Below are 19,972 nucleotides of genomic sequence, written 5' to 3'. Positions count from 1 at the left end.
GGCGAAGTCCTCGGTCTCGGCGGACGCGCCGCGGACCAGCTCGGCCAGCCCGACCGGGTTGCGCCACTGCCGGCCCGGCTGCCCGCCGCCGAGGATGATCAGGTTCTCGGCGTTGCGGCGGGCGCGGGTCGAGAGGTGGTCGAGCTGGAACAGCGTGTCCAGCTGGTCCGGGTCCTCCTGCTTGCGCTCGGCCGCGTCGAGCACCTTCAGCTGCCGGTGCACGATGACCTGGCTGCGGTGGGCGATGTTGAGGAACACCGTCTTGGTGCCCTCCCTGGTCTTCGCCTCCTGCACCGCCGCGGCGACCGCGGTCTGCTGGGCCTTGTTGAACGCGTCGGCCACCTCGCCGATCTCGTCCCTGCCGTGGTCGACCAGGCGGACCGAGTCGTCGAGCGTGACGTCCTGGCCGGCGCGGACCTTCTCGACCATCGCGGGCAGCTTGGTCTCGGCGAGGTCGAGGGTCTCGCGCCGCAGCCGGGTGAGGCGGTCGATGAGCCGGCGCGAGGTCCGCAGCGCGAACACGAACACCGCGGCGGTGAGCAGCAGCACCAGCACGCCGGCGATGATCGAGCGGGTCAGCGTGCTGTTGACCTTGTCCAGCGAGATCGCGATCGTGCTGCGCGCCTGGGTGGTGAGCAGGCCCACCAGCTGGTCGCCGATGTCGCGGGCGGCGGCGCGCCAGAGGTCCTCGCTGATCGGGAGCTCGTTGCCGCCGCGCAGCAGGACGTCCTCGACGGACACCAGCCGCTGCCAGGCGGGGCCTTCCTTGATCTTGGCGTACCGGGCCTGCAGAGCCGGGTCCGCCAGCCGGATGCTGTTCTCCAGCTGCAGGTGGTAGGCGCTGACGAGGCCCTGGTAGGTGCGGAAGTCGACGTCGGTGAGCCCGCCGCCGATCAGGTTGGCCGCGGCCAGGGCGTCCGCGCGCTGCATCTGGTCGGCCGCGGTGAGCAGCGGCCCGACGGCGACCTGCAGGAGGTAGGCCGACTCGGCGTCCGGGCCGAACTGGGCGAGGCCCTGGATGCCGTCGATGAACTGGTCGACGATCCGGTTGTAGAAGGCGAACGACTCGCCGATGCCGACCTGGGCGCCGTCGACGCGGACGCGCAGCTCCGGCAGCCGGGTCATCAGCGTGGAGAACTCGGCGACGTCCCGCTTGACCGAATCGGGCGCGACATCGGAGAGCTGGCTGAGGCTCGTGGTGACCTGGCCGGCGACCGCGTCGGTCTTGGCGCGCTGCTTGAGCAGGTCGGACTGGAACGTGCCGTAGCTCGCCAGCCGGCGCAGGGTCAGCCGGCGCTCCTCCTGCAGCGAGACGATCAGCGGCAGGGCGTCGCGCTGCGCCTGGCTCGCGAGGTCGAAGTAGTTCCTGGTCTTGGCGGCGTCGTAGATCAAATAGCCGGCGCCGGCGACGCCCGCGAGGAGAAATACGATGCAGGGGACGAGCGCGATCGTGAGCACGCGTGTCCGAATTGACAGGGCCCGGCCACGCCGGATGGGCGTCTTGTTCACCGCGGTCCGCTTTCCTTCCGGCTGGGTCGCCTCAAACAGCTTGGGTTCCGCACGCACCGAGTCACCCTCCGGACCCGCGAGAACGGTAAACACCCCCGGTCACGTAGTCAAATACCGGTTTCGGTGCTATTTCGCGGTATACAAACGGAGACGGAAAGACACCAACAAGAATCAACGGCGGTTGTCCGGATCGATCCGGATTTACCGCCGCGGTCGGAAAATGTATGCGCTGCTGGCGACGAAAAGTGTTCCGTCGTGCGCGGATGGTAATACTTGCCATTGTTGCCGGACAAATTCTGGCGCGCGCCCGGGTGAGAATGGGGCCGAACGGTCGAACTCGGCCGGGTTCGTTCTGCCGAGTCCGTCAGGCCTGGGCCTTCGCGGCCTTGGCGGCGGCCTTCATCTCCTTCTTGTGGGCGCGCACGTTCTGCAGGCTTGCCTGGTCGGTGATGTCGGCGACGCTGAGGAAGACGCCTTTCTTGGCGTAGTCGCCCGAGGCCTTCTGCCAGCCGGTGGCCTTGAGGCTGCGCTGCTTGCCGAGGAGGGCGAGGAAGATCTTGGCCTTGGCCTCGCCGAAGCCGGGGAGGGCCTTGAGTCGCTTGAGGACCTCGGCGCCATTGGGGCCGCCCTGGGTCCAGACGTTCTCGGCGCTGCCGTCGTACTCCTCGACGAGGGCCTGGCACAGCGCCTGCACGCGCTTGGCCATCGACCCGGGGAACCGGTGGATGGCCGGCGGCGTGGAGCAGAGCGCGACGAACTTCTCCTGGTCGTACTCGGCGATGGTGCGCGCGTCGAAGGAGCCCATGCGGTCGAGGATCTTCTTGGGCCCGGCGAACGCGACCTCGATCTGGATCTGCTGGTCGAGCAGCATGCCGGTGAGAAGGGCCAGCGGCTCCCGCTCGAGCAACTCGTTGGCCTCGGGGTTCTCGGTCAGCCAGATCGCCATGGCGCCATCATGGCATGTGGCCTACCGCGCCCGCCTTGACGGCCGCGAGCCGCTGCCGCCGGCGTGCCCGGCACGAACTGCCACGGCTCGACCGCGTCGAGTGCCTACCGCGGTGAGCGTATGTCGCCGGGTCGGTGTACGTCGGGTGGTGCACGGTGGATGTCTCGCTCATGGTGACGACTTTCGTGCGTTGCGTGGTCATCCTGAGGTGCATGAAACTCCTGGCCTCGGTGCTCCTCGGCTCGCTGTCGATCCGCGTCACCCGCAACGTGCTGGCGCGCAACCGGCGGCAGCGCCGCCTGCTGTACCTGCCGCGCTGAGGGAAACCGGCTACGCCGATCGGGAGAGGGCACCTACCGTTGCCTACGTGCTGGCACCTGACTACCCGATCGAGACCGACCGCCTGACCCTGCGCCCCTTCGCCGAGAACGACCTCGACGCGCTCCACGCCTACCAGCGCCTCCCCGAGGTCACCCGCTACCTGTACTGGGACCCGCGCGACCGCGCGTCGACGGCCGCGTCGCTGCGGAACCGGATCGCGGTGCCCGCGCTGCGCAACGAGGGCGACATCCTCGTGCTGGCGGTCCTGCTCCAGGAGACCGGGGAGCTGATCGGCGAGGTGAACCTGCGCTGGCTCTCGGTGGCCAACCGGCAGGGCGAGTTCGGCTTCGTGTTCAACCCCGCGCACCACGGCCACGGCTACGCCCGCGAGGCCGCGGTCGAGATGCTGCGGCTCGGCTTCGACGGGCTGGGGCTGCACCGGGTCATCGGCCGCTGCGACGGGCGCAACACCGCGTCGGCGAACCTCATGGCCAAGCTCGGGATGCGCCGCGAGGCCCACTTCGTGCGGAACGAGATCGTGAAGGGCGAGTGGACCGACGAGATCGTCTACGCGATGTTGGCCGACGAGTGGGCCGCGGCGCGTCGCTAGCAGTACGCGTGTACCGTTTGGGTGGGCTGAACAGGCGTACGCGCGCGCAATGAGGACGCGAGAGGAGCATCCCGGCATATGGCCAAGATCAAGGTCCAGGGGACGATCGTCGAGCTCGACGGCGACGAGATGACCCGCATCATCTGGCAGTTCATCAAGGACAAGCTGATCCACCCGTACCTGGACGTCAACCTGGAGTACTACGACCTGGGCATCGAGCACCGGGACGCCACCGACGACCAGGTCACCGTGGACGCGGCGAACGCCATCGCCAAGCACGGGGTCGGCGTGAAGTGCGCCACGATCACCCCGGACGAGGCGCGGGTCGAGGAGTTCGGCCTGAAGAAGATGTGGCTCTCGCCCAACGGCACGATCCGCAACATCCTCGGTGGCGTGATCTTCCGCGAGCCGATCGTCATCTCCAACATCCCGCGGCTGGTGCCCGGCTGGACCAAGCCGATCATCATCGGCCGCCACGCGCACGGCGACCAGTACAAGGCGACCAACTTCAAGGTCCCCGGTCCCGGCACGCTGACCATCAGCTACACGCCGGAGGACGGCTCCGAGCCGATCGAGCTCCAGGTCGCGAAGTTCCCCGAGGGCGGCGGCGTCGCCATGGGAATGTTCAACTTCCGCAAGTCCATCGAGGACTTCGCGCGCGCCTCGCTGCGCTACGGCCTCGAGCGCGAGTACCCGGTCTACATGTCGACCAAGAACACGATCCTCAAGGCCTACGACGGCATGTTCAAGGACGTGTTCCAGGAGATCTTCGACGCCGAGTTCAAGGCCGACTTCGACGCCAAGGGCCTCACCTACGAGCACCGGCTCATCGACGACATGGTCGCCGCCGCGCTGAAGTGGGAGGGCGGCTACGTCTGGGCGTGCAAGAACTACGACGGTGACGTCCAGTCCGACACGGTCGCGCAGGGCTTCGGCTCGCTGGGCCTGATGACCTCGGTGCTGATGACGCCGGACGGCAAGGTCGAGGCCGAGGCCGCGCACGGCACGGTCACCCGGCACTACCGCCAGCACCAGGCCGGCAAGCCGACCTCGACCAACCCGATCGCGTCGATCTTCGCGTGGACCCGGGGCCTCGAGGCACGCGGCAAGCAGGACGGGACGCCCGAGGTCATCGCCTTCGCCGAGACGCTCGAGAAGGTCGTCATCGAGACCGTCGAGAGCGGCAAGATGACCAAGGACCTGGCCCTGCTGATCGGCAAGGACCAGGAGTTCCAGACCACCGAAGGGTTCCTCGCGACGCTGGACGAGAACCTGCAGAAGCGGATGGCTTCCGCCTGATCACTCTCCGGATGCCCCGGCGGCCGCGTGACCTGCGGCTTCCGGGGCATCTGCACGTGCGGTGACGGAACGTGGTTCCCTCGCACGAGCGTTGGGCTCAGCGAGTGGTTTGTCGCCGCGTTCGTTCCCAACTCGAGCGGGCTGAGCTATATCTGGTGCACAGGTCGGTCTTGTAGGGAGCGGTTCCGGTGAAGCTGAAGCTGAAGTGGAGCGGCAAGCGCACCCTGATCGCGGTGGCCTTGCTGGCAGGAGTGCTCGCGTTGTACGCCATGGGCGCGCAGAAGCGGCAGGAGGAGAGCCGCAACGGCACGGACCCGACGGCGGGCACGGGCACCGCGCAGTGCCGCGTCGCGTCCACCGTCGACGGGCTCAACGTCCGGTCCGCGCCCGCGCTGGACCCGAAGAACGTCGTCGACCAGCTCGGCCTCGGCGAGGAGGCCGACGCGGCCAAGGTCGTGCAGAACGGCTTCCGCAAGCTGGTCGACGGCCGGTGGGTGTCGGTCCGGTACGTGCACACCGTCCAGGGCAGGCAGTGTTAGTCGAGCCGTCAGTCGAGCCGTCAGTCGAGTTCGACGACGAGGCCCTCGTCGGCCGCGATGAGCTCGCCCTGGTAGGTCTCGGCGGCCTGGCGCAGTGAGACGCCCCGGTCGCTGCCGGGCCAGAAGTGGGTGAGCAGCAGGCGTTTCGCGTTGGCCCGCGCCGCCCAGTGGCCGGCCTCGCGGGCGGTGAGCAGGTACCTGGGCTCCGGTGGTTCCTCCTGCAGGGTCGCCTCCATGATGAAGAGGTCCGCGCCGGCGCCGAGCTCGGCCAGCTTCGGGCTCGGGCCGGTGTCGCCGGTGTAGGCCAGCGACCGGGTCGGCGTGCTGAGCCGGACCCCCAGGTTGGGCACGTGATGCGGCAGCTCGGTCGTGTCCACACGGAACGGGCCGAGGCGGTGGTGGCCGGCGAGGTCGTCGACGTCGAAGAGCTCGGTGAGGCGCGGCGCGGGCTCGAGGGAGTCGACGAGGGCCGCGACGTCCGGGCCGCACAGGAGCGGGATGCTGGGGAGCCGGCGCTCGCCGTGGTGGCGGACGCGGAGCAGGCCGTTGAGGTCGACGCAGTGGTCGGTGTGCCGGTGGGTGATGACGACGGCGTCGACCGTCCCGTTAGGACAGAGCTGGAGGAGCCGGGGCAGGGTGGCGAACCCGAGGTCGAGGACGAGCCGGAAGCCCTCGTGCTCGACGAGGTAGCCGCTGCAGGCGCGGCCGGGCTCGGGCCAGGCGGCGCAGGAGCCGAGGATCGTGACCTTCACCGGCCCAGTTAACCCGGTTGCCCCGCGGTGTGGGCGGTTGAGAGGGTCGGTGGCGTGGATGTCGACTCCTTGCTCTCCGAGCGCAACCCCCTGCCGGCCGGGCTCGATGCCCGGATCGCCACGCAGCTCACGTTTCTCATCGAGGTGGACCGGCTCAAGACCGTGCTGCGGCAGTCGCCGCTCGTGGCCGCCGAGCGGCGGGAGAACGACGCCGAGCACTCGTGGCACCTCGCGCTCATGGTGATCCTGCTCGCCGAGCACGCCGACGAGCCGATCGACGTCGGGCACACGATCAAGCTCGTCGTCGTGCACGACCTCGTGGAGATCTACGCCGGGGACACGCCGCTCTACGACACCGTCGGCGCGCAGACCCAGGTCGCGCGGGAGCAGGCGGCCGCCGACCGGCTCTTCGGCCTGCTGCCGAGGGACCAGGAACGTGAGATCAGGGCGCTCTGGGACGAGTTCGAGGCACGCGAGACCCCCGAGGCGCGCTTCGCCAAGGCCATGGACCGGCTCGAGCCGCTGCTGCTGAACTGGATGGCGAAGGGCGGCACGTGGCGGACGCCGGGCGTCACCGCGGACGTCGTCCGGGCCCGCAAGTCCACCGTGCGGGAGGCGTCCGGCCCGCTCGGCGAGGCCGCGCGGACGATCATCGACGAGGGCGAGCGGCGCGGTTGGGTGCGGCCCGCGGCGCCCACCAGCTAGATCGACACCGTGGGCACCCCCCGGGTGACCGTGGGCACAGACGGGGCTACGCTCCTGCGCGGTGACCGATCGGACTAACGGCGCCCTCACGGGTCGCACAGTCGGTAGGTTTTCCCGGTCATGACCCCCTATCGGGGTACTACGACGGTGACGAGCGCAGGAGGCGCACCAGTGCGCAACCGAGTTGCCCTGAAGGCCGCCCGTACGCGAGCGGCGATGACGAGCAAGCTGGTTCGAGTGAGTGTGGTCATGGTCGGAGCCCTCGTCGCGCTGGTCGCGGCGGGGCAGGCGGCGTCGGCGACGACCCTTGCCGCCAACGAGGCCGCCGCGCAGGCCATGGCCTTCCCCGTGGGTCCGGTGGGCATCACCGCCGTGGCGCTCGGGTTCGGCGGGCTGATCGTCGGCCTGCTGCGGCACCGTCGCCGCGAGGCCGGTGGCGCCGCGCTGCCCGCGGCCAACCCGTCGACCACGCCCGAGCCGGCCGCGCCCGAGCGCGCGGCCTGACTCGCCCGTCGCCCGGCCGGACGCTTCTGGGAGAATTCGGCTCGTGTCGACGCAAACTGAGGCGCAAGCAGGGACGCAGCCGGCGGCCCGCCCGCGGGTCCTGTCCGGAATCCAGCCGACGGCCGACTCGTTCCACCTCGGCAACTACCTCGGCGCGGTGCGCCAGTGGGTCGCGCTGCAGGACAGCTACGACACGTTCTACTGCGTGGTCGACCTGCACGCGATCACCGTCGAGCACGACCCCAAGCTGCTGCGCAAGCGCACCCGGGTCTCGGCCGCGCAGCTGCTCGCGCTGGGCATCGACCCCGACCGCGCCACGCTGTTCGTGCAGAGCCACGTTCCCGAGCACGCGCAGCTCGGCTGGGTGATGCAGTGCCTCACCGGGTTCGGCGAGGCCAGCCGGATGACGCAGTTCAAGGACAAGTCCGCCAAGCAGCAGGCCGAGCGGGTGAGCCTCGGGCTCTTCGGCTACCCGGCGCTGCAGGCCGCGGACATCCTTGCCTACCAGGCGAAGTACGTGCCGGTCGGCGAGGACCAGCGCCAGCACCTCGAGCTCACCCGCGACCTCGCGCAGCGCTTCAACAGCCGCTTCGGCAAGACGTTCGCCGTGCCCGAGCCCTACATCCTCAAGGAAGCCGCCAAGATCTACGACCTGCAGGACCCGACGGCGAAGATGAGCAAGTCCTCCTCGTCGCCCGGCGGCATCGTGGACCTCCTCGACGACCCGAAGGTCTCCGCGAAGAAGATCCGCTCCGCGGTCACCGACACCGGCCGCGAGATCGTCTACGACCCGGAGAACAAGCCCGGCGTGTCCAACCTCCTGGCCATCCACGCCGCGCTGACCGGCCGGCCGCTGGCCGAGCTCACCGACGAGCTCGCCGGCAAGGGCTACGGCGACCTCAAGAAGGCCGTCAGCGAGGCGCTCGTGGAGTTCGTGGTGCCGGTGCAGGAACGGGTGCGGGCCTACCTCGACGACACCGCCGAGCTGGACAAGATCCTTGCCAGGGGCGCCGAGCGGGCCCGCGAGGTCACGTCGGTGACGCTCGCGCGGGCCTACGACCGGCTCGGGTTCGTGCCGGCGTCGGCGGGCTGAACAGGCCCGTTTCGCGCTGCGGCGCGGGATGGTCGAGGCTAGCGTTTGGCTGTGGCGGCGAAGGAATCCTTTCTGAGCAGGCAACGCGAGAAGCGGCCGTGGCTCGATCATCTGGTCCGTGCCAACGAGGCGTTCACCGAGCGGTACGGCAACCACTACGCCGCCGCGATCACCTACTTCAGCGTGCTGTCGCTGTTCCCGCTGATCATGATCGCGTTCGCGGTCGCCGGGTTCGTGCTCGCCGGCAACCCGGACATGCTCAGGGAGCTGAAGAACGGCATCAGCTCCGCCGTCCCGTCCGGCCTCGGCCCGACGATCAACAAGGTCGTCGACCAGGCCATCGAGTCCCGCAGCGCGGTCGGGGTGCTGGGGCTGCTCGCCGCCGCGTACTCCGGCCTCGGCTGGATGAGCAACCTCCGCGACGCGCTCACCGCCCAGTGGGGGCTGGAGAACAAGCCGCGGCCGTTTCTCAAGAAGTCGGCGTCGGACCTGCTCTCCTTGCTGGGCCTGGGTTTGGCGCTGGCCGTCTCGTTCGGACTGACCGCCGCCGGCAGCGGGCTGGGCACGCTGCTGCTGAACTGGATGGGCCTGGACGACGACGCGTGGGCGGTGTTCGTGCTCCGCGTGGCGACGATCGTCCTGTCGCTGGTGGCGAACTGGTTGGTGTTCCTCTGGGTGATCTCCCGGCTGCCACGCGAGAAGGTGGGCGTCCGCTCGGCGATGCGCGGCGCGGCCGCCGCGGCGGTCGGGTTCGAGATCCTCAAGCAGGTCTTCACCATCTACCTGCAGAGCGTGATGGGCACCCCGGCGGGCCAGCTCTTCGGGCCGATCATCGGTCTGCTGGTGTTCGCGAACCTGGTGTCGCGGTTCCTGCTGTTCATCACGGCGTGGACGGCGACGGCGCGGGAGAACCTGCCGCCGGCCGTCCCGCAACCGCCGCCACCCGCGGTCATCCGGCCGGTGATGGAGGTGCGCCGGGCGCCGAGACTCAGAGACGTGGCGGGCTTGGTGGGAGCGGGCGCGGTGCTAGGCCTGTTGTGGCGTAGGCGAACACGAAGTCATGACGCACAAGGCGGCGAGTGAGAGCGGCTCGGCCCTGAAGAGGCCGAGCCGACCTCACATGGTGCGGTTCGCGCGGGCGACGCGGGCTCTGCGGCGGCGCAACCACATCGCCATCGTCACCAGGACCGCTACGCCTGCCAGGACCACCAGCGGCAGGCCCACGTTGCCGAAGGCCGAGCGCGCCGAGTCGGCCGACGCCGTCGCCGCTTCCGTCAGGGGGGCCTTGACGGCGTCGTTCTTGCCGTTGTTCTGGCTCGCGTCCTTCTTCGGCTGGGCTTCGGGGGCCCGGTCGACCAGCTGGCCCACCGGGCGGGCACCGGAGGCCGCCAGGGTGAAGCCGTAGTCGAGGAGCTTGGCGCCCTGCTCGGCCAGCGGGCCCGCGTTGCGCTCGCCGCGCAGCAGAACCACCGCCAGCCGCTTGCCGTCGCGCTCGGCACCGCCGACGTAGGTGTGCCGGGCGTCGTCGGTGAAGCCCGTCTTGCCGCCCAGGAAGCCGTCGTAGCTGTTGAGCAGCCGGTTGTCGTTGTTGACCTGGAAGCCTGGTTTGCCGGCGAAGCCCGGGAAGTCGATCGACCGGGTGGTGGCGGCGTTGGCGTACTCGTCGTACTTCATCGCGGCGCGGAAGATCAGGCTCTGGTCGTAGGCCGACGTCGTCATCCCGGGGCCGTCGAGGCCGGACGGGGTGGCCGCGCGAGTGTCCAGCGCGCCCAGCTCGTTGGCCAGCGCGTTCATCTTCTCCAGCGCCACGTCGACGCCGCCGAGCGTGCGGGCCAGGGCCCACGCCGCGTCGTTGCCCGAGCGCATGATCAGCGCGTGCAGCAGCTTGTCGACCGTGTACTTGCCGCCGGGGCCGATGCCGACCTTCGTGCCCTCCTGGTTCGCGTCCTCCTGCGTGCCGGTGACCTCGGTCTCCGGGCGGAGCTCACGAATGACGACGATGGCCAGCAGGTTCTTGATCAGCGACGCCGGCCGCTCGCGGGCGTGCGGGTCCTTGGCGGCAAGGACGTCGCCGGAGTCGAGGTTGGTGATGGCCCACGTCGCCGCGGAGAGACCGGCGGGCGGGGCCGGTGCGCCCTCGGGGTGGACGATGCCGCAGTCACCCATTCGTGCTCCCCCGACCGGGTCTTCCGGGACGGGAAGTGGTTCGGGGCTGGGCTCGCCGGGGGCCGGCTCCTCCGAGGTGTCGATGGGCGCCGGGGGCAGCTGGCGGGCTTGGCACGCCCCTCGCTGATCCTCGCTCTGCGGCTGGGCCTTGCGGCCGTACCGCGTCCCGGCCGACGCGCCCGGAGCGGCCACCACAGCCGCGATGACCAGGGCACACAGCGACAGGACGAAGGCGGGAACGAACCTGGCGGTTGCGTGACGCACGAGGGCCAGCGTAGGGCCTGAGGCCGGTTCCCCTCGCGCCGACCCTCCGCGCACCACACGGAACCAACACGAAGGGGGCTCTACCTGCACACTGGCGGTAAAGCCCCCGTCGGAGTGAAATTCAGACGAGTCAGGCGTTGGACTTCTCGTCCGTCTTGTCGTCGATCTCGGCCTCCGCGGCGGCGCGCTTGACCGCGTCGACGCCGTTGATGACGCCCGGCTTGGTCTTGTAGCCCTCGCCGGTCGCCACGATCTCGCCGTTGCCGGCCTTGAGGCGGAACCGGAACTCGCCCTTCGCGTCGCTGTAGATCTCGAACCTAGCCGCCATGCTCATCTCCAGATGCCGTGGTTTTGGTCGACTCACACCGCGGCCAGGTGGGGACCGGGGTCGCGGGGCGCCGAAGTCTACGTCGGCCGTACGCGAACGGGGGTTAAATTGACGGAGAAGACGTCGGCGAGGAGACGGCCCATGAGTGCACCGAATGCCGGTCAGCAGCCTGGGGTCGGCTCCCGTCAGCAGTCGAGGCTGCTGGCGCTGCTGCGTGACGAAGGGCCGATGTCCCGGGTGGCGCTCGGGGAGCGGCTCGAGCTGCCCAGGGCCAAGCTCACCGGCGAGCTCACCAGGCTCGTCGACTCAGGCCTGGTCGAGATCGGCGGCCCGGCCGCCAGCCGCGGCGGGCGCCGCTCCACGCTCGTCCACCTCGCCGACGACCTGCGGTTCGTCGCCGCCGACGTGGGGGCCACGTCGGTCAACGTCGCGGTCACCGACGGGCGTTGCGAGGTGCTCGCGAGCCAGAGCGAGGACTGCGAGGTGCGGCTGGGGCCCAGCCCCGTCCTCGGCCTGGTCATGGACCTCGCCGACCGCGTGCTCGACAAGGCACCCGGCCGGCTCATCGGCGCGGGCATCGGCCTGCCCGGCCCGGTGAGCTTCCGTGACGGCATGCCGGTGGCGCCGCCGATCATGCCCGGGTGGGACCGCTACCCCGTGCGCGACGAGCTCGCCGGCAGGTGGGGCTGCGCGGTCACCGTCGACAACGACGTGAACGTGATGGCGCTCGGCGAGCGGCACGCCGGCGTCGCCCGCTCGCTCGACGACCTCATCTTCGTCAAGGTCGGCACGGGTATCGGCTGCGGCATCGTGCTCGGCGGCCGGGTCTACCGCGGGGTGGCCGGCACGGCGGGCGACATCGGGCACATCCGGCTCGACGACTACGGGCCCGCGTGCGCGTGCGGGGAGGTCGGCTGCCTGGAGGCGTACTTCGGTGGCGCCGCGCTCGCCCGCGACGCGCTCACGCTGGCCCGCAGCGGCCGGTCCGCCATGCTCGCCGAGGCGCTCACCGCGCACGGCAAGCTCAGCGCGCAGGACGTCGGCGAGGCCGCCGTCGCCGGGGACTTCGCCGCCGCCAACCTCGTGCGCGAGGGCGGCCGGCGGCTCGGCCACGTCGTCGCGTCGCTGGTCAGCTTCCTCAACCCGGGCATGGTCGTCATCGGCGGTGGCGTGTCCCGGCTCGGGCACCCGCTGCTGGCCGAGGTGCGGAGCTCCGTCTACCGGCGCTCGCTGCCGCTGGCCACCGGGAACCTGCCGATCGTGCTGTCCGAGCTGGGCGAGCTGGCCGGCGTCACCGGCGCCGCGTGGTCGGCCACCGACCGCGCCTTCTCGGCCGTCAACTGATCGCACCCGCCCGCACGCGCCCGGGCCCGCCCGCGCGCGTGGTGAGGTGCTCGCCAAATTAGTGCGGTATCTAGTCAAAGTCCCTCACTTCGTCTGGAACCAGCACTACTTTTGACGAAACAGGCCGAAAGATCGATCCAGATGTTGCGCCAAATGGGGTATTGCGAGCATTAACGGCGCTAGGAGAGGCTTCCTTGTGAGTTAGAGCACCGACTTTAGATCGGGCCCTCAACGAAGTGGAGCACCGGTGGGCCAAAGCCGCCCCGTGGACCAGGCGGGTCTGCGCAGGGGGAACCTCGCGCTGCTCGTCCGGACGCTGCGCGAGCACGGCGCGCTGTCCCGGGCCCAGCTCGCGGTGCGCTCCGGGCTGTCGAAGGCGACCGTCTCCAGCCTGGTCACCGACCTCGAGCTGCGCGGGCTCGTGCACTCCGCCGGCGTCTCCGCGGGCGGGCAGGGGCGGCCGGGCCAGCTCGTGGACCTGCGGCCGACGAGCGTGTGCGGCATCGGGCTCGACGTGCACGTCGGCCACGTCGGCGCGGCGGTCACCGACCTCGCCGGGGAGCTCCTCTTCCAGCGCCGGGTGGCCTGCGACGTGCCGGCCGTGGGGCCCGAGCGCGCGATCGACCAGCTCGCCGACCTCGCCAACACCGCGCTCGCCGAGGTCAAGGGCAGCGTCGGCCCGCCGGTGGGCGTCACGATCTCCATCCCCGGGCTGGTCGACCGGGACGCCGGCGTCGTCACCTTCGCGCCCCGGCTGCGCTGGCGCGACGTCAACGTCGCCGACGGGCTCGCCGCGCGGACCGGGCTGCCGCTGGACCACATCGCCGTCGACAACGACGCGAACCTCGGTGCGGAGGCCGAGCTCGCCGCCATGAGCGGGAGCCAGGACCGCGACGTCACCGACCTCGTCTACCTCACCGGCGACTTCGGCATCGGCGGCGGCGTGATCTCCGGCGGCCGGCTGGTCCGCGGCTCCATCGGGTTCGCCGGCGAGATCGGGCACATGGCCATGGACCCGCTCGGCCCGTACTGCTCCTGCGGGCGGCGCGGCTGCTGGGAGACCCAGGTCGGCCTCGGCGCGCTGCTGCACGCGTGCGCCGACCCCGACGACCCGGTCCGCGACCCCACGCTCGACCTCGACCAGCGGACCCGCATCGTCCGCTCCCGCGCCGAGCAGCGCGACCGGCGCACGCTCGACGCCCTGCACCAGATCGGCACCGCGCTCGGGCTCGGCGTGTCGATCCTGGTCAACCTGCTCAACCCGGGCGTCGTCGTGCTCGGCGGCTACTTCGCGGCGCTGCCCGAGTGGCTCGTCGAGCCGATCCGCAACCAGGTCGTCGCCAACGTGCTGGCCCCGGGCGCGGGTGGCGCCCGGGTGGTCGGCTCGCGGCTCGGCTTCACCGCCGCCACGACCGGCGGGGCGCTCGCCGCGCTGCGCCGGGTGCTCGACGACCCGACCGTCGTACCGACCACCCAGCCCGACGACGAGGAGGCTCCCGCGTGACCGAACTTCGGAGCGGACCCGACGAGAACGCCGAGGTGCTCCTGACGATGTCCGGCATCGTCAAGAGCTTCCCCGGCGTGCGTGCGCTGGACGGGGTGGACCTCGAGGTCCGCGCCGGCGAGGTGCACTGCCTGCTGGGCCAGAACGGCGCCGGCAAGTCGACGCTGATCAAGGTGCTCTCCGGCGCGCACCAGCCGGACGAGGGCGAGATCGTCTGGCGCGGCGCGCCCGCGACGCTGGGCTCGCCGGTGGCGGCGCTGCGGCTGGGCATCGCCACCATGTACCAGGAGCTCGACCTGGTCGAGGGGCTCTCGGTGGCGGAGAACGTCTTCCTCGGCCACGAGCCGCACGCGTTCGGGTTCACCCGGCGCGGGCACATGCGGGGTGAGGCACGCGCGATCATGCGCCGGCTCGGCCACCCGGAGATCCCGCCGGGCCGTGAGGTCGGCCTGCTGTCCGCGGCCGGCCAGCAGCTGGTCTCGATGGCCCGCGCGCTCGCCCACGACGCCCGGCTGATCGTGATGGACGAGCCGACCGCCGCGCTCGCCGCCGACGAGGTCGACAACCTGTTCCGGGTCGTCGCCGACCTCACCGCGGACGGCGTCGCGGTCGTCTACATCTCCCACCGGCTGGACGAGATCCGCCGGATCGGGCACCGGGTCACCGTGCTCAAGGACGGCCGCACGGTCGCCTCCGGGCTGCCCGCGGCCACGACGCCGACCAGCGAGCTCGTGAACCTGATGTCGGGCCGGATGGTGGAGACGGTCTTCCCGAAGCGCGAGGTGTCCACTGTGGACGAGTCGAACGAGGTGCTCCGGGTCGAGGGGCTGAGCAGGGCGAGCGAGTTCGTCGACGTCAGCTTCACCGTGCACGCCGGGGAGATCGTCGGCCTCGCGGGCCTGGTCGGCGCGGGCCGCAGCGAGGTGCTGGAGACCGTGTTCGGCGCGCGCAAGGCCGACGCCGGCACGGTGACGGTGAACGGCAGGCGGTTGCGGCCGGGCAGCGTCACCGCCGCGGTCAACGCCGGGGTCGGGCTCGCGCCGGAGGAGCGCAAGAGCCAGGGCCTGCTGCTGGACCAGTCGGTGGCCGACAACGTGACGCTCGCGAGCCTGCCGGAGTACAGCAGGGCCGGGTTCAGCGAGCGCGGCCGGGAGCTGCGTGACTCGCGGGCCACGCTCGAGCGGCTGGACCTGCGCCCGGCCGACCCGCGGCGGGTCGTGCGGACGCTGTCGGGCGGCAACCAGCAGAAGGCCGTGGTGGCCCGCTGGCTGGTGCGTGACTGCAAGGTGTTGCTGCTGGACGAGCCGACCCGCGGCGTCGACGTCGGCGCGCGGGCCGAGCTGTACCGGCTGATCCACGAGCTGGCGTCGGCCGGTGTCGCGGTGGTGCTGGTGTCCAGCGAGGTTCCGGAGGTGCTCGGTCTGTCCGACCGGGTGCTCGTGATGCGTGAGGGCCGCCTGCTCACCGAGGCGCCGGCGGGCGAACTGACCGAGGCGGCCGTGCTCGACATGGTCATGGAAGGTAGCGAGGTGATGGCGTGAGTGACGTCGACGAGAAGTCCTCATCCTCCACTGTGGACCCCAAGCCGGCGCTCGAGGGGGAGGCGGTGCAGACCGGTCCGACGGGCGGTGTGCGGACGCCGAGCGGGCTGCGGCTGGACATCCGGCTGGCGATCCTGATCGGCGTGCTGATCGCGCTGTGCGTGGTCGGCTACATCACCCAGCCGGACACGTTCCTGTCCGAGAGCAACATCTCCACGATGCTGCGGCTGGCCGCGGCCATCGGCGTGGTGAGCGTCGGCATGACGTTCGTGATCATCTCGGGCGGCATCGACCTGTCCGTCGGCTCGATGGTCGCGCTCGCGTCGGTGTGGATGACGACCCTCGCGACGCAGTCCTACGGGCCGTTCGTGATGGTGCTGTGCGCGCTCGCGGTCGGCCTGGGCGCCGGGCTGATCAACGGCGTGCTGATCGCCTACGGGCGGCTGGTGCCGTTCATCGCCACGCTCGCCATGTACGCCTCGGCCCGCGGCCTGGCCGAGCGCCTGTCCGGGCGGCGCACCCAGGTGGTCACCCAGCAGGGCTACCTCGACTTCTTCCGCGGCGACATCCTCGGCATCCCCGTGCTGATCTGGTTGCTCGCCCTGGTTTTCGCGGTCGGCTGGGTGGTGCTCAACCGCACCACGTTCGGCCGGCGCACGTTCGCGGTCGGCGGCAACGCCGAGGCCGCGCGCCTCGCGGGCATCAACGTCAAGCGGCACACCGCGATGGTGTACGGCATCGCCGGCCTGTGCTGCGGCATCGCCGCGCTCATGGTCGTCGCCCGCACCACCTCGGGCGCCTCGACCAACGGCCTGTTCTACGAGCTGGACGCGATCGCCGCGGTCGTCATCGGCGGCACGCTGCTGACCGGCGGCCGCGGCACGCTCATCGGCACGCTCATCGGCGTGCTGATCTTCACCGTGGTCAACAGCATCTTCACCCAGAACAACCTCGAGACCGACATCCAGAACATCGCCAAGGGCGTGATCATCGTCGCCGCGGTGCTGCTCCAGTACAGCACCACCCGAACCAGGAAAACCTGACCCCGCCCCGCCCCCGACCGTCCATTCCAGACAGTACAAGGGAGTACCCATGTCCGATCCGTCCCTGGCCCGCCGCCGGTTCCTGCTCGGTGCCTCCGCGCTCGGCGCGGGCGCCTTGGTCGTCGGCTGCACCTCCAACGAGCAAGCCAATGCCAACACCAACCAGGTGGCCGGCGGTGGCGGTGACAACGCCAAGGCCGGCAAGGCGGTGACGATCGGCTTCTCCGCGCCGGCCGCCGACCACGGCTGGATCGCGGCGATCACGAAGAACGCGCAGGCGCAGGCCAAGGCGTTCTCCGACGTCACGCTGAACGCGACCGAGGGCACCAACGACGTCAACCAGCAGATCGCCCAGGTCGAGACGCTGCTCAACAGCAAGGTCGACGTGCTGGTGATCCTTCCCTTCGACGGCAAGGCGCTGACCTCGGCCGGCCAGCAGGCGATGGACTCGGGCGTGCCGGTGATCAACCTGGACCGGGTGTTCGACACGCCGCTCGCCTACCGCACCTGGATCGGCGGCGACAACTACCGGATGGGCGTCAACGCCGGTGACTACATCGCCCAGCAGATGAAGTCGAAGAACGTCTCGAACCCCGTCATCGGCGAGGTCGCGGGCATCGACTCGCTGCCGCTGACCCAGGAACGCAGCAAGGGCTTCAAGGACGCCTTGCGGCGTCATGGCTTCAAGGTCGGCCCGCGGGTCGCGGCCGAGTTCACCGCGGAGTCCGGCGAGCGGCAGACGGCGAACCTGCTGCAGGGCGCGTCCAAGCTCGACGCGCTGTGGAACCACGACGACGACCAGGGCATCGGCGTGATTGCCGCGATCGACTTGGCCAACCGCAGCGAGTTCATCATGGTCGGCGGCGCCGGCTCGCGGGACATGATGAACCGCGTCAAGTCCGACAGCACGGTCATCAAGGCGACCGTCCTCTACAGCCCCTCGATGGCGTCCACGGCCATCTCGCTCGCCCGGCTGCTGGGCCAGAACAAGGGTGTCACGGACTTCGCCGAGCACGAGATCCCCGCGTTCATCACGACCTACTCGGCCGTGGTGACCAAGGAGAACGTCGACTCCTACCTGGACATCGGCTTCGACTCCTGATCTCAGGGCTGGGGCTTCGACGAACCTGTGACACCAACGGAGGGTGAGCGATGACAGAGGGCAGCGGGGGCCGGATCGGGGTCGGCATGGTCGGCCACGCGTTCATGGGTGCGGTGCACTCCCACGCGTGGCGGAGCGCGCACCGATTCTTCGACCTGCCGATGGTTCCCCACCTTGCCGTCCTCGGCGGCCGCGACCTGGCCCGGACCAAGGCCGCGGCCGCCAAGTACGGCTGGGCGAGCGTGCAGACCGACTGGCGTGAGCTGGTCGCGTCGGACGACGTGCAGCTGGTGGACATCTGCACGCCGGGCGACACCCACGCGGAGATCGCCATCGCGGCGCTCGCCGCGGGCAAGCACGTGCTGTGCGAGAAGCCGCTCGCCAACACCGTCGCCGAGGCGGAGGAGATGGCGGCGGCCGCGGAACAGGCCGCCGCCCGCGGGGTCCGCTCGATGGTGGCGTTCAACTACCGCCGGGTGCCCGCGATCGCCTACGCGCGCAGGCTGATCGAGGAGGGCAGGCTCGGCACCGTGCGGCACGTCCGCGCGGTGTACCTGCAGGACTGGCTCTCCGACGAGCAGGCGCCGATGGCCTGGCGGCTGCGCAAGGACAAGGCGGGCTCCGGCGCGCTCGGCGACCTCGGCGCGCACATCGTCGACGCCACCCAGTACCTCGTCGGCGACCTGCTCACCGGCGTCTCCGCGGTCACGAACACGTTCGTCCACAAGCGACCGGTCGAGGGTGGCGCGCCGGGTGAGCTCGGCGACGTCACGGTCGACGACGCGGCGCTGTTCCTCGGCCGGTTCGCCTCCGGGGCGGTGGCGAGCTACGAGGCCACCCGGTTCGCGCTCGGCCGCAAGAACGCGATGCGGGTGGAGGTCAACGGCTCGCTCGGCAGCCTGGCCTTCGACTTCGAGTCGATGAACGAGCTGTCGTTCTTCGACTCCTCCGAGGGCGACTCGGCCGGGTTCCGCCGGATCCTCGTCACCGAGCCGACCCACCCCTACGTCGGCGCGTGGTGGCCGCCCGGGCACCTGCTCGGCTACGAGCACACCTTCACCCACGAGGTGGTCGACCTGGTCCGGGCGATCGCCGACGGCACCGACCCGCGGCCCTCGTTCGCGGACGGGCTGCAGGTGCAGCGGGTGCTCGAGGCGGTCGAGCGCAGCGCGGTGCAGGGTTCGGTGTGGACGGACATCCAGACGGGAGCAGCACAGTGACCGACGACTTCACCCCCAGGCCGGAGGACCATTTCAGCTTCGGGCTGTGGACCATCGGCTGGCAGGGCGTCGACCCGTTCGGCGTGGCCACCCGGGAGCCGATGGACCCCGCCTACGCGGTGGAGAAGCTCGCCGAGCTCGGCGCGTGGGGCGTCACGTTCCACGACGACGACCTGGTTCCCTTCGGGGCCGCGGAGACCGAGCGGGCCAACCGGATCGCGAGCTTCCGCAAGGCGCTGGACTCCACCGGGCTCGTGGTGCCGATGGCGACCACGAACCTGTTCACCCACCCGGTGTTCAAGGACGGCGCGCTCACCGCGAACGACCGGGACATCCGGCGCTTCGCGCTGCGCAAGGTGCTGCGCAACATCGACCTCGCGGCCGAGCTGGGCGCGCAGACCTACGTGCTGTGGGGCGGCCGCGAGGGCGCGGAGTCACCGGTGGCCATGGACGTGCGGGCGGCACTCGACCGCTACGCCGAGGCGCTGAACATCCTGTGCGCGTACGTCCGGGAGCAGGGCTACGACATCCGGTTCGCGCTCGAGCCCAAGCCCAACGAGCCGCGCGGGGACATCCTGCTGCCGACGATCGGGCACGCGATCGCGTTCATCGGCGAGCTGGAGGACTCGGACCGGGTCGGCCTCAACCCCGAGGTCGGGCACGAGCAGATGGCCGGAATGTCGGTCGTGCACGGTTATGCCCAGGCGTTGTGGCACGGGAAGCTGTTCCACCTCGACCTGAACGGGCAGAACGGTCCGCGCTACGACCAGGATCTGCGATTCGGTAACGGCGATGTGAAAAGCGCGTTCCTTCTCGTCGATTTGCTGGAGCACGGCGGTTACCACGGGCCGCGGCACTTCGACTTCAAGCCCGCGCGCACCGAGGACGAATCGGGCGTTTGGGCGTCGGCGGCCGCGTGTATGCGCAACTACCTGATCCTGGCGGCGAAGTCGCGGGCGTTCCGGGCCGACGACGAGGTGGCCGCGGCCCTTGCGGACAGCCGGGTTCCCGAGCTGTCGGTGCCCACCCTGGCGGCCGGTGAGTCCATCGCGGACCTGCGCGCGGAGGAGCTGGACATCGCCGAGGCCGCGAGCCGGGGCGCGCACGCGGAGAAGCTGGACCAGCTCGCGCTGGAATACCTGTTCGGCACCCGCTGATTTTCTGGCGGCGCCGCCCGACCCG

At 70.6% G+C, this 19,972-nt stretch carries 19 protein-coding genes; 14 read left to right on the top strand and 5 right to left on the bottom strand.

Annotated elements, in window-relative coordinates; genetic code table 11:
- Both VGD70_RS09420 and VGD70_RS09415 read right to left on the bottom strand, forming a co-directional pair.
- A partial coding sequence (locus VGD70_RS09420; protein ID WP_331080170.1) for a nitrate- and nitrite sensing domain-containing protein occupies window positions 1-1,566 on the bottom strand: 1,566 nt, incomplete at its 3' end.
- Window positions 1,567-1,873: 307 nt separating this feature from the next.
- Window positions 1,874-2,455, bottom strand: coding sequence for an HhH-GPD-type base excision DNA repair protein (locus VGD70_RS09415; RefSeq protein WP_331080168.1), 582 nt, complete (start codon window positions 2,453-2,455; stop codon window positions 1,874-1,876).
- A gap of 367 nt (window positions 2,456-2,822) precedes the next feature.
- Between VGD70_RS09415 and VGD70_RS09410 the strand changes: the two genes are divergently transcribed.
- From VGD70_RS09410 to VGD70_RS09400, 3 genes are all read left to right on the top strand, one after another.
- Entirely contained in the window at window positions 2,823-3,386 is a 564-nt protein-coding gene (locus VGD70_RS09410) for a GNAT family protein (RefSeq protein ID WP_331080166.1), read from the top strand.
- A gap of 78 nt (window positions 3,387-3,464) precedes the next feature.
- Window positions 3,465-4,685, top strand: a complete 1,221-nt coding sequence (locus VGD70_RS09405; RefSeq protein WP_331080164.1) for an NADP-dependent isocitrate dehydrogenase — start codon at window positions 3,465-3,467, stop codon at window positions 4,683-4,685.
- A gap of 188 nt (window positions 4,686-4,873) precedes the next feature.
- Window positions 4,874-5,224, top strand: a complete 351-nt coding sequence (locus VGD70_RS09400) for an SH3 domain-containing protein (protein ID WP_331080163.1) — start codon at window positions 4,874-4,876, stop codon at window positions 5,222-5,224.
- 20 nt (window positions 5,225-5,244) lie between these two features.
- On the opposite strand, the gene VGD70_RS09395 is transcribed toward VGD70_RS09400, so the two are convergent.
- Window positions 5,245-5,976: an MBL fold metallo-hydrolase gene (locus VGD70_RS09395; RefSeq protein WP_331080161.1), complete on the bottom strand. Its 732-nt coding sequence runs from the start codon at window positions 5,974-5,976 to the stop codon at window positions 5,245-5,247.
- A 54-nt stretch (window positions 5,977-6,030) separates the two neighbouring features.
- Between VGD70_RS09395 and VGD70_RS09390 the strand changes: the two genes are divergently transcribed.
- From VGD70_RS09390 to yhjD, 4 genes are all read left to right on the top strand, one after another.
- Window positions 6,031-6,681 (top strand): HD domain-containing protein, encoded by a 651-nt coding sequence (locus tag VGD70_RS09390; protein ID WP_331080160.1) that lies wholly within the window; start codon window positions 6,031-6,033, stop codon window positions 6,679-6,681.
- Between the two features lie 249 nt (window positions 6,682-6,930).
- Window positions 6,931-7,185 carry a hypothetical protein gene (locus tag VGD70_RS09385; protein WP_331080158.1) on the top strand — a complete coding sequence of 85 codons (255 nt, stop codon included), beginning with the start codon at window positions 6,931-6,933 and terminating at the stop codon, window positions 7,183-7,185.
- A gap of 43 nt (window positions 7,186-7,228) precedes the next feature.
- Window positions 7,229-8,278, top strand: coding sequence for a tryptophan--tRNA ligase (gene trpS / locus VGD70_RS09380; RefSeq protein ID WP_331080156.1), 1,050 nt, complete (start codon window positions 7,229-7,231; stop codon window positions 8,276-8,278).
- 45 nt (window positions 8,279-8,323) lie between these two features.
- A complete protein-coding gene (gene yhjD / locus VGD70_RS09375) occupies window positions 8,324-9,361 on the top strand; it encodes an inner membrane protein YhjD (RefSeq protein ID WP_414637923.1) in 1,038 nt (345 codons plus the stop codon).
- A gap of 33 nt (window positions 9,362-9,394) precedes the next feature.
- Here the strand turns inward: yhjD and VGD70_RS09370 are convergent, their stop codons facing one another.
- Window positions 9,395-10,708 carry a D-alanyl-D-alanine carboxypeptidase family protein gene (locus VGD70_RS09370; RefSeq protein ID WP_331080152.1) on the bottom strand — a complete coding sequence of 438 codons (1,314 nt, stop codon included), beginning with the start codon at window positions 10,706-10,708 and terminating at the stop codon, window positions 9,395-9,397.
- Between the two features lie 130 nt (window positions 10,709-10,838).
- Window positions 10,839-11,036, bottom strand: a complete 198-nt coding sequence (locus VGD70_RS09365; RefSeq protein WP_331080149.1) for a YegP family protein — start codon at window positions 11,034-11,036, stop codon at window positions 10,839-10,841.
- Between the two features lie 141 nt (window positions 11,037-11,177).
- Between VGD70_RS09365 and VGD70_RS09360 the strand changes: the two genes are divergently transcribed.
- From VGD70_RS09360 to xylA, 7 genes are all read left to right on the top strand, one after another.
- Window positions 11,178-12,380, top strand: coding sequence for an ROK family transcriptional regulator (locus tag VGD70_RS09360; protein ID WP_331080147.1), 1,203 nt, complete (start codon window positions 11,178-11,180; stop codon window positions 12,378-12,380).
- Window positions 12,381-12,627: 247 nt separating this feature from the next.
- Window positions 12,628-13,884, top strand: a complete 1,257-nt coding sequence (locus VGD70_RS09355; RefSeq protein WP_331080145.1) for an ROK family transcriptional regulator — start codon at window positions 12,628-12,630, stop codon at window positions 13,882-13,884.
- 47 nt (window positions 13,885-13,931) lie between these two features.
- Window positions 13,932-15,425 (top strand): sugar ABC transporter ATP-binding protein, encoded by a 1,494-nt coding sequence (locus tag VGD70_RS09350; protein WP_331080174.1) that lies wholly within the window; start codon window positions 13,932-13,934, stop codon window positions 15,423-15,425.
- A gap of 65 nt (window positions 15,426-15,490) precedes the next feature.
- Window positions 15,491-16,468 (top strand): ABC transporter permease, encoded by a 978-nt coding sequence (locus VGD70_RS09345; protein ID WP_414637925.1) that lies wholly within the window; start codon window positions 15,491-15,493, stop codon window positions 16,466-16,468.
- Window positions 16,469-16,517: 49 nt separating this feature from the next.
- A complete protein-coding gene (locus VGD70_RS09340) occupies window positions 16,518-17,570 on the top strand; it encodes a substrate-binding domain-containing protein (protein ID WP_331080143.1) in 1,053 nt (350 codons plus the stop codon).
- Between the two features lie 50 nt (window positions 17,571-17,620).
- Entirely contained in the window at window positions 17,621-18,790 is a 1,170-nt protein-coding gene (locus tag VGD70_RS09335; RefSeq protein ID WP_331080141.1) for a Gfo/Idh/MocA family oxidoreductase, read from the top strand.
- Window positions 18,787-19,947 carry a xylose isomerase gene (xylA, locus tag VGD70_RS09330; RefSeq protein WP_331080139.1) on the top strand — a complete coding sequence of 387 codons (1,161 nt, stop codon included), beginning with the start codon at window positions 18,787-18,789 and terminating at the stop codon, window positions 19,945-19,947. Before VGD70_RS09335 ends, xylA begins: the two co-directional genes overlap by 4 nt.
- Window positions 19,948-19,972 lie beyond the last annotated feature (25 nt).

Source organism: Actinophytocola sp. (genome assembly GCF_036402745.1).
In the GTDB taxonomy this organism is placed as follows: domain Bacteria; phylum Actinomycetota; class Actinomycetes; order Mycobacteriales; family Pseudonocardiaceae; genus Actinophytocola.
This window is presented reverse-complemented; position numbering and strand designations above follow the sequence as displayed.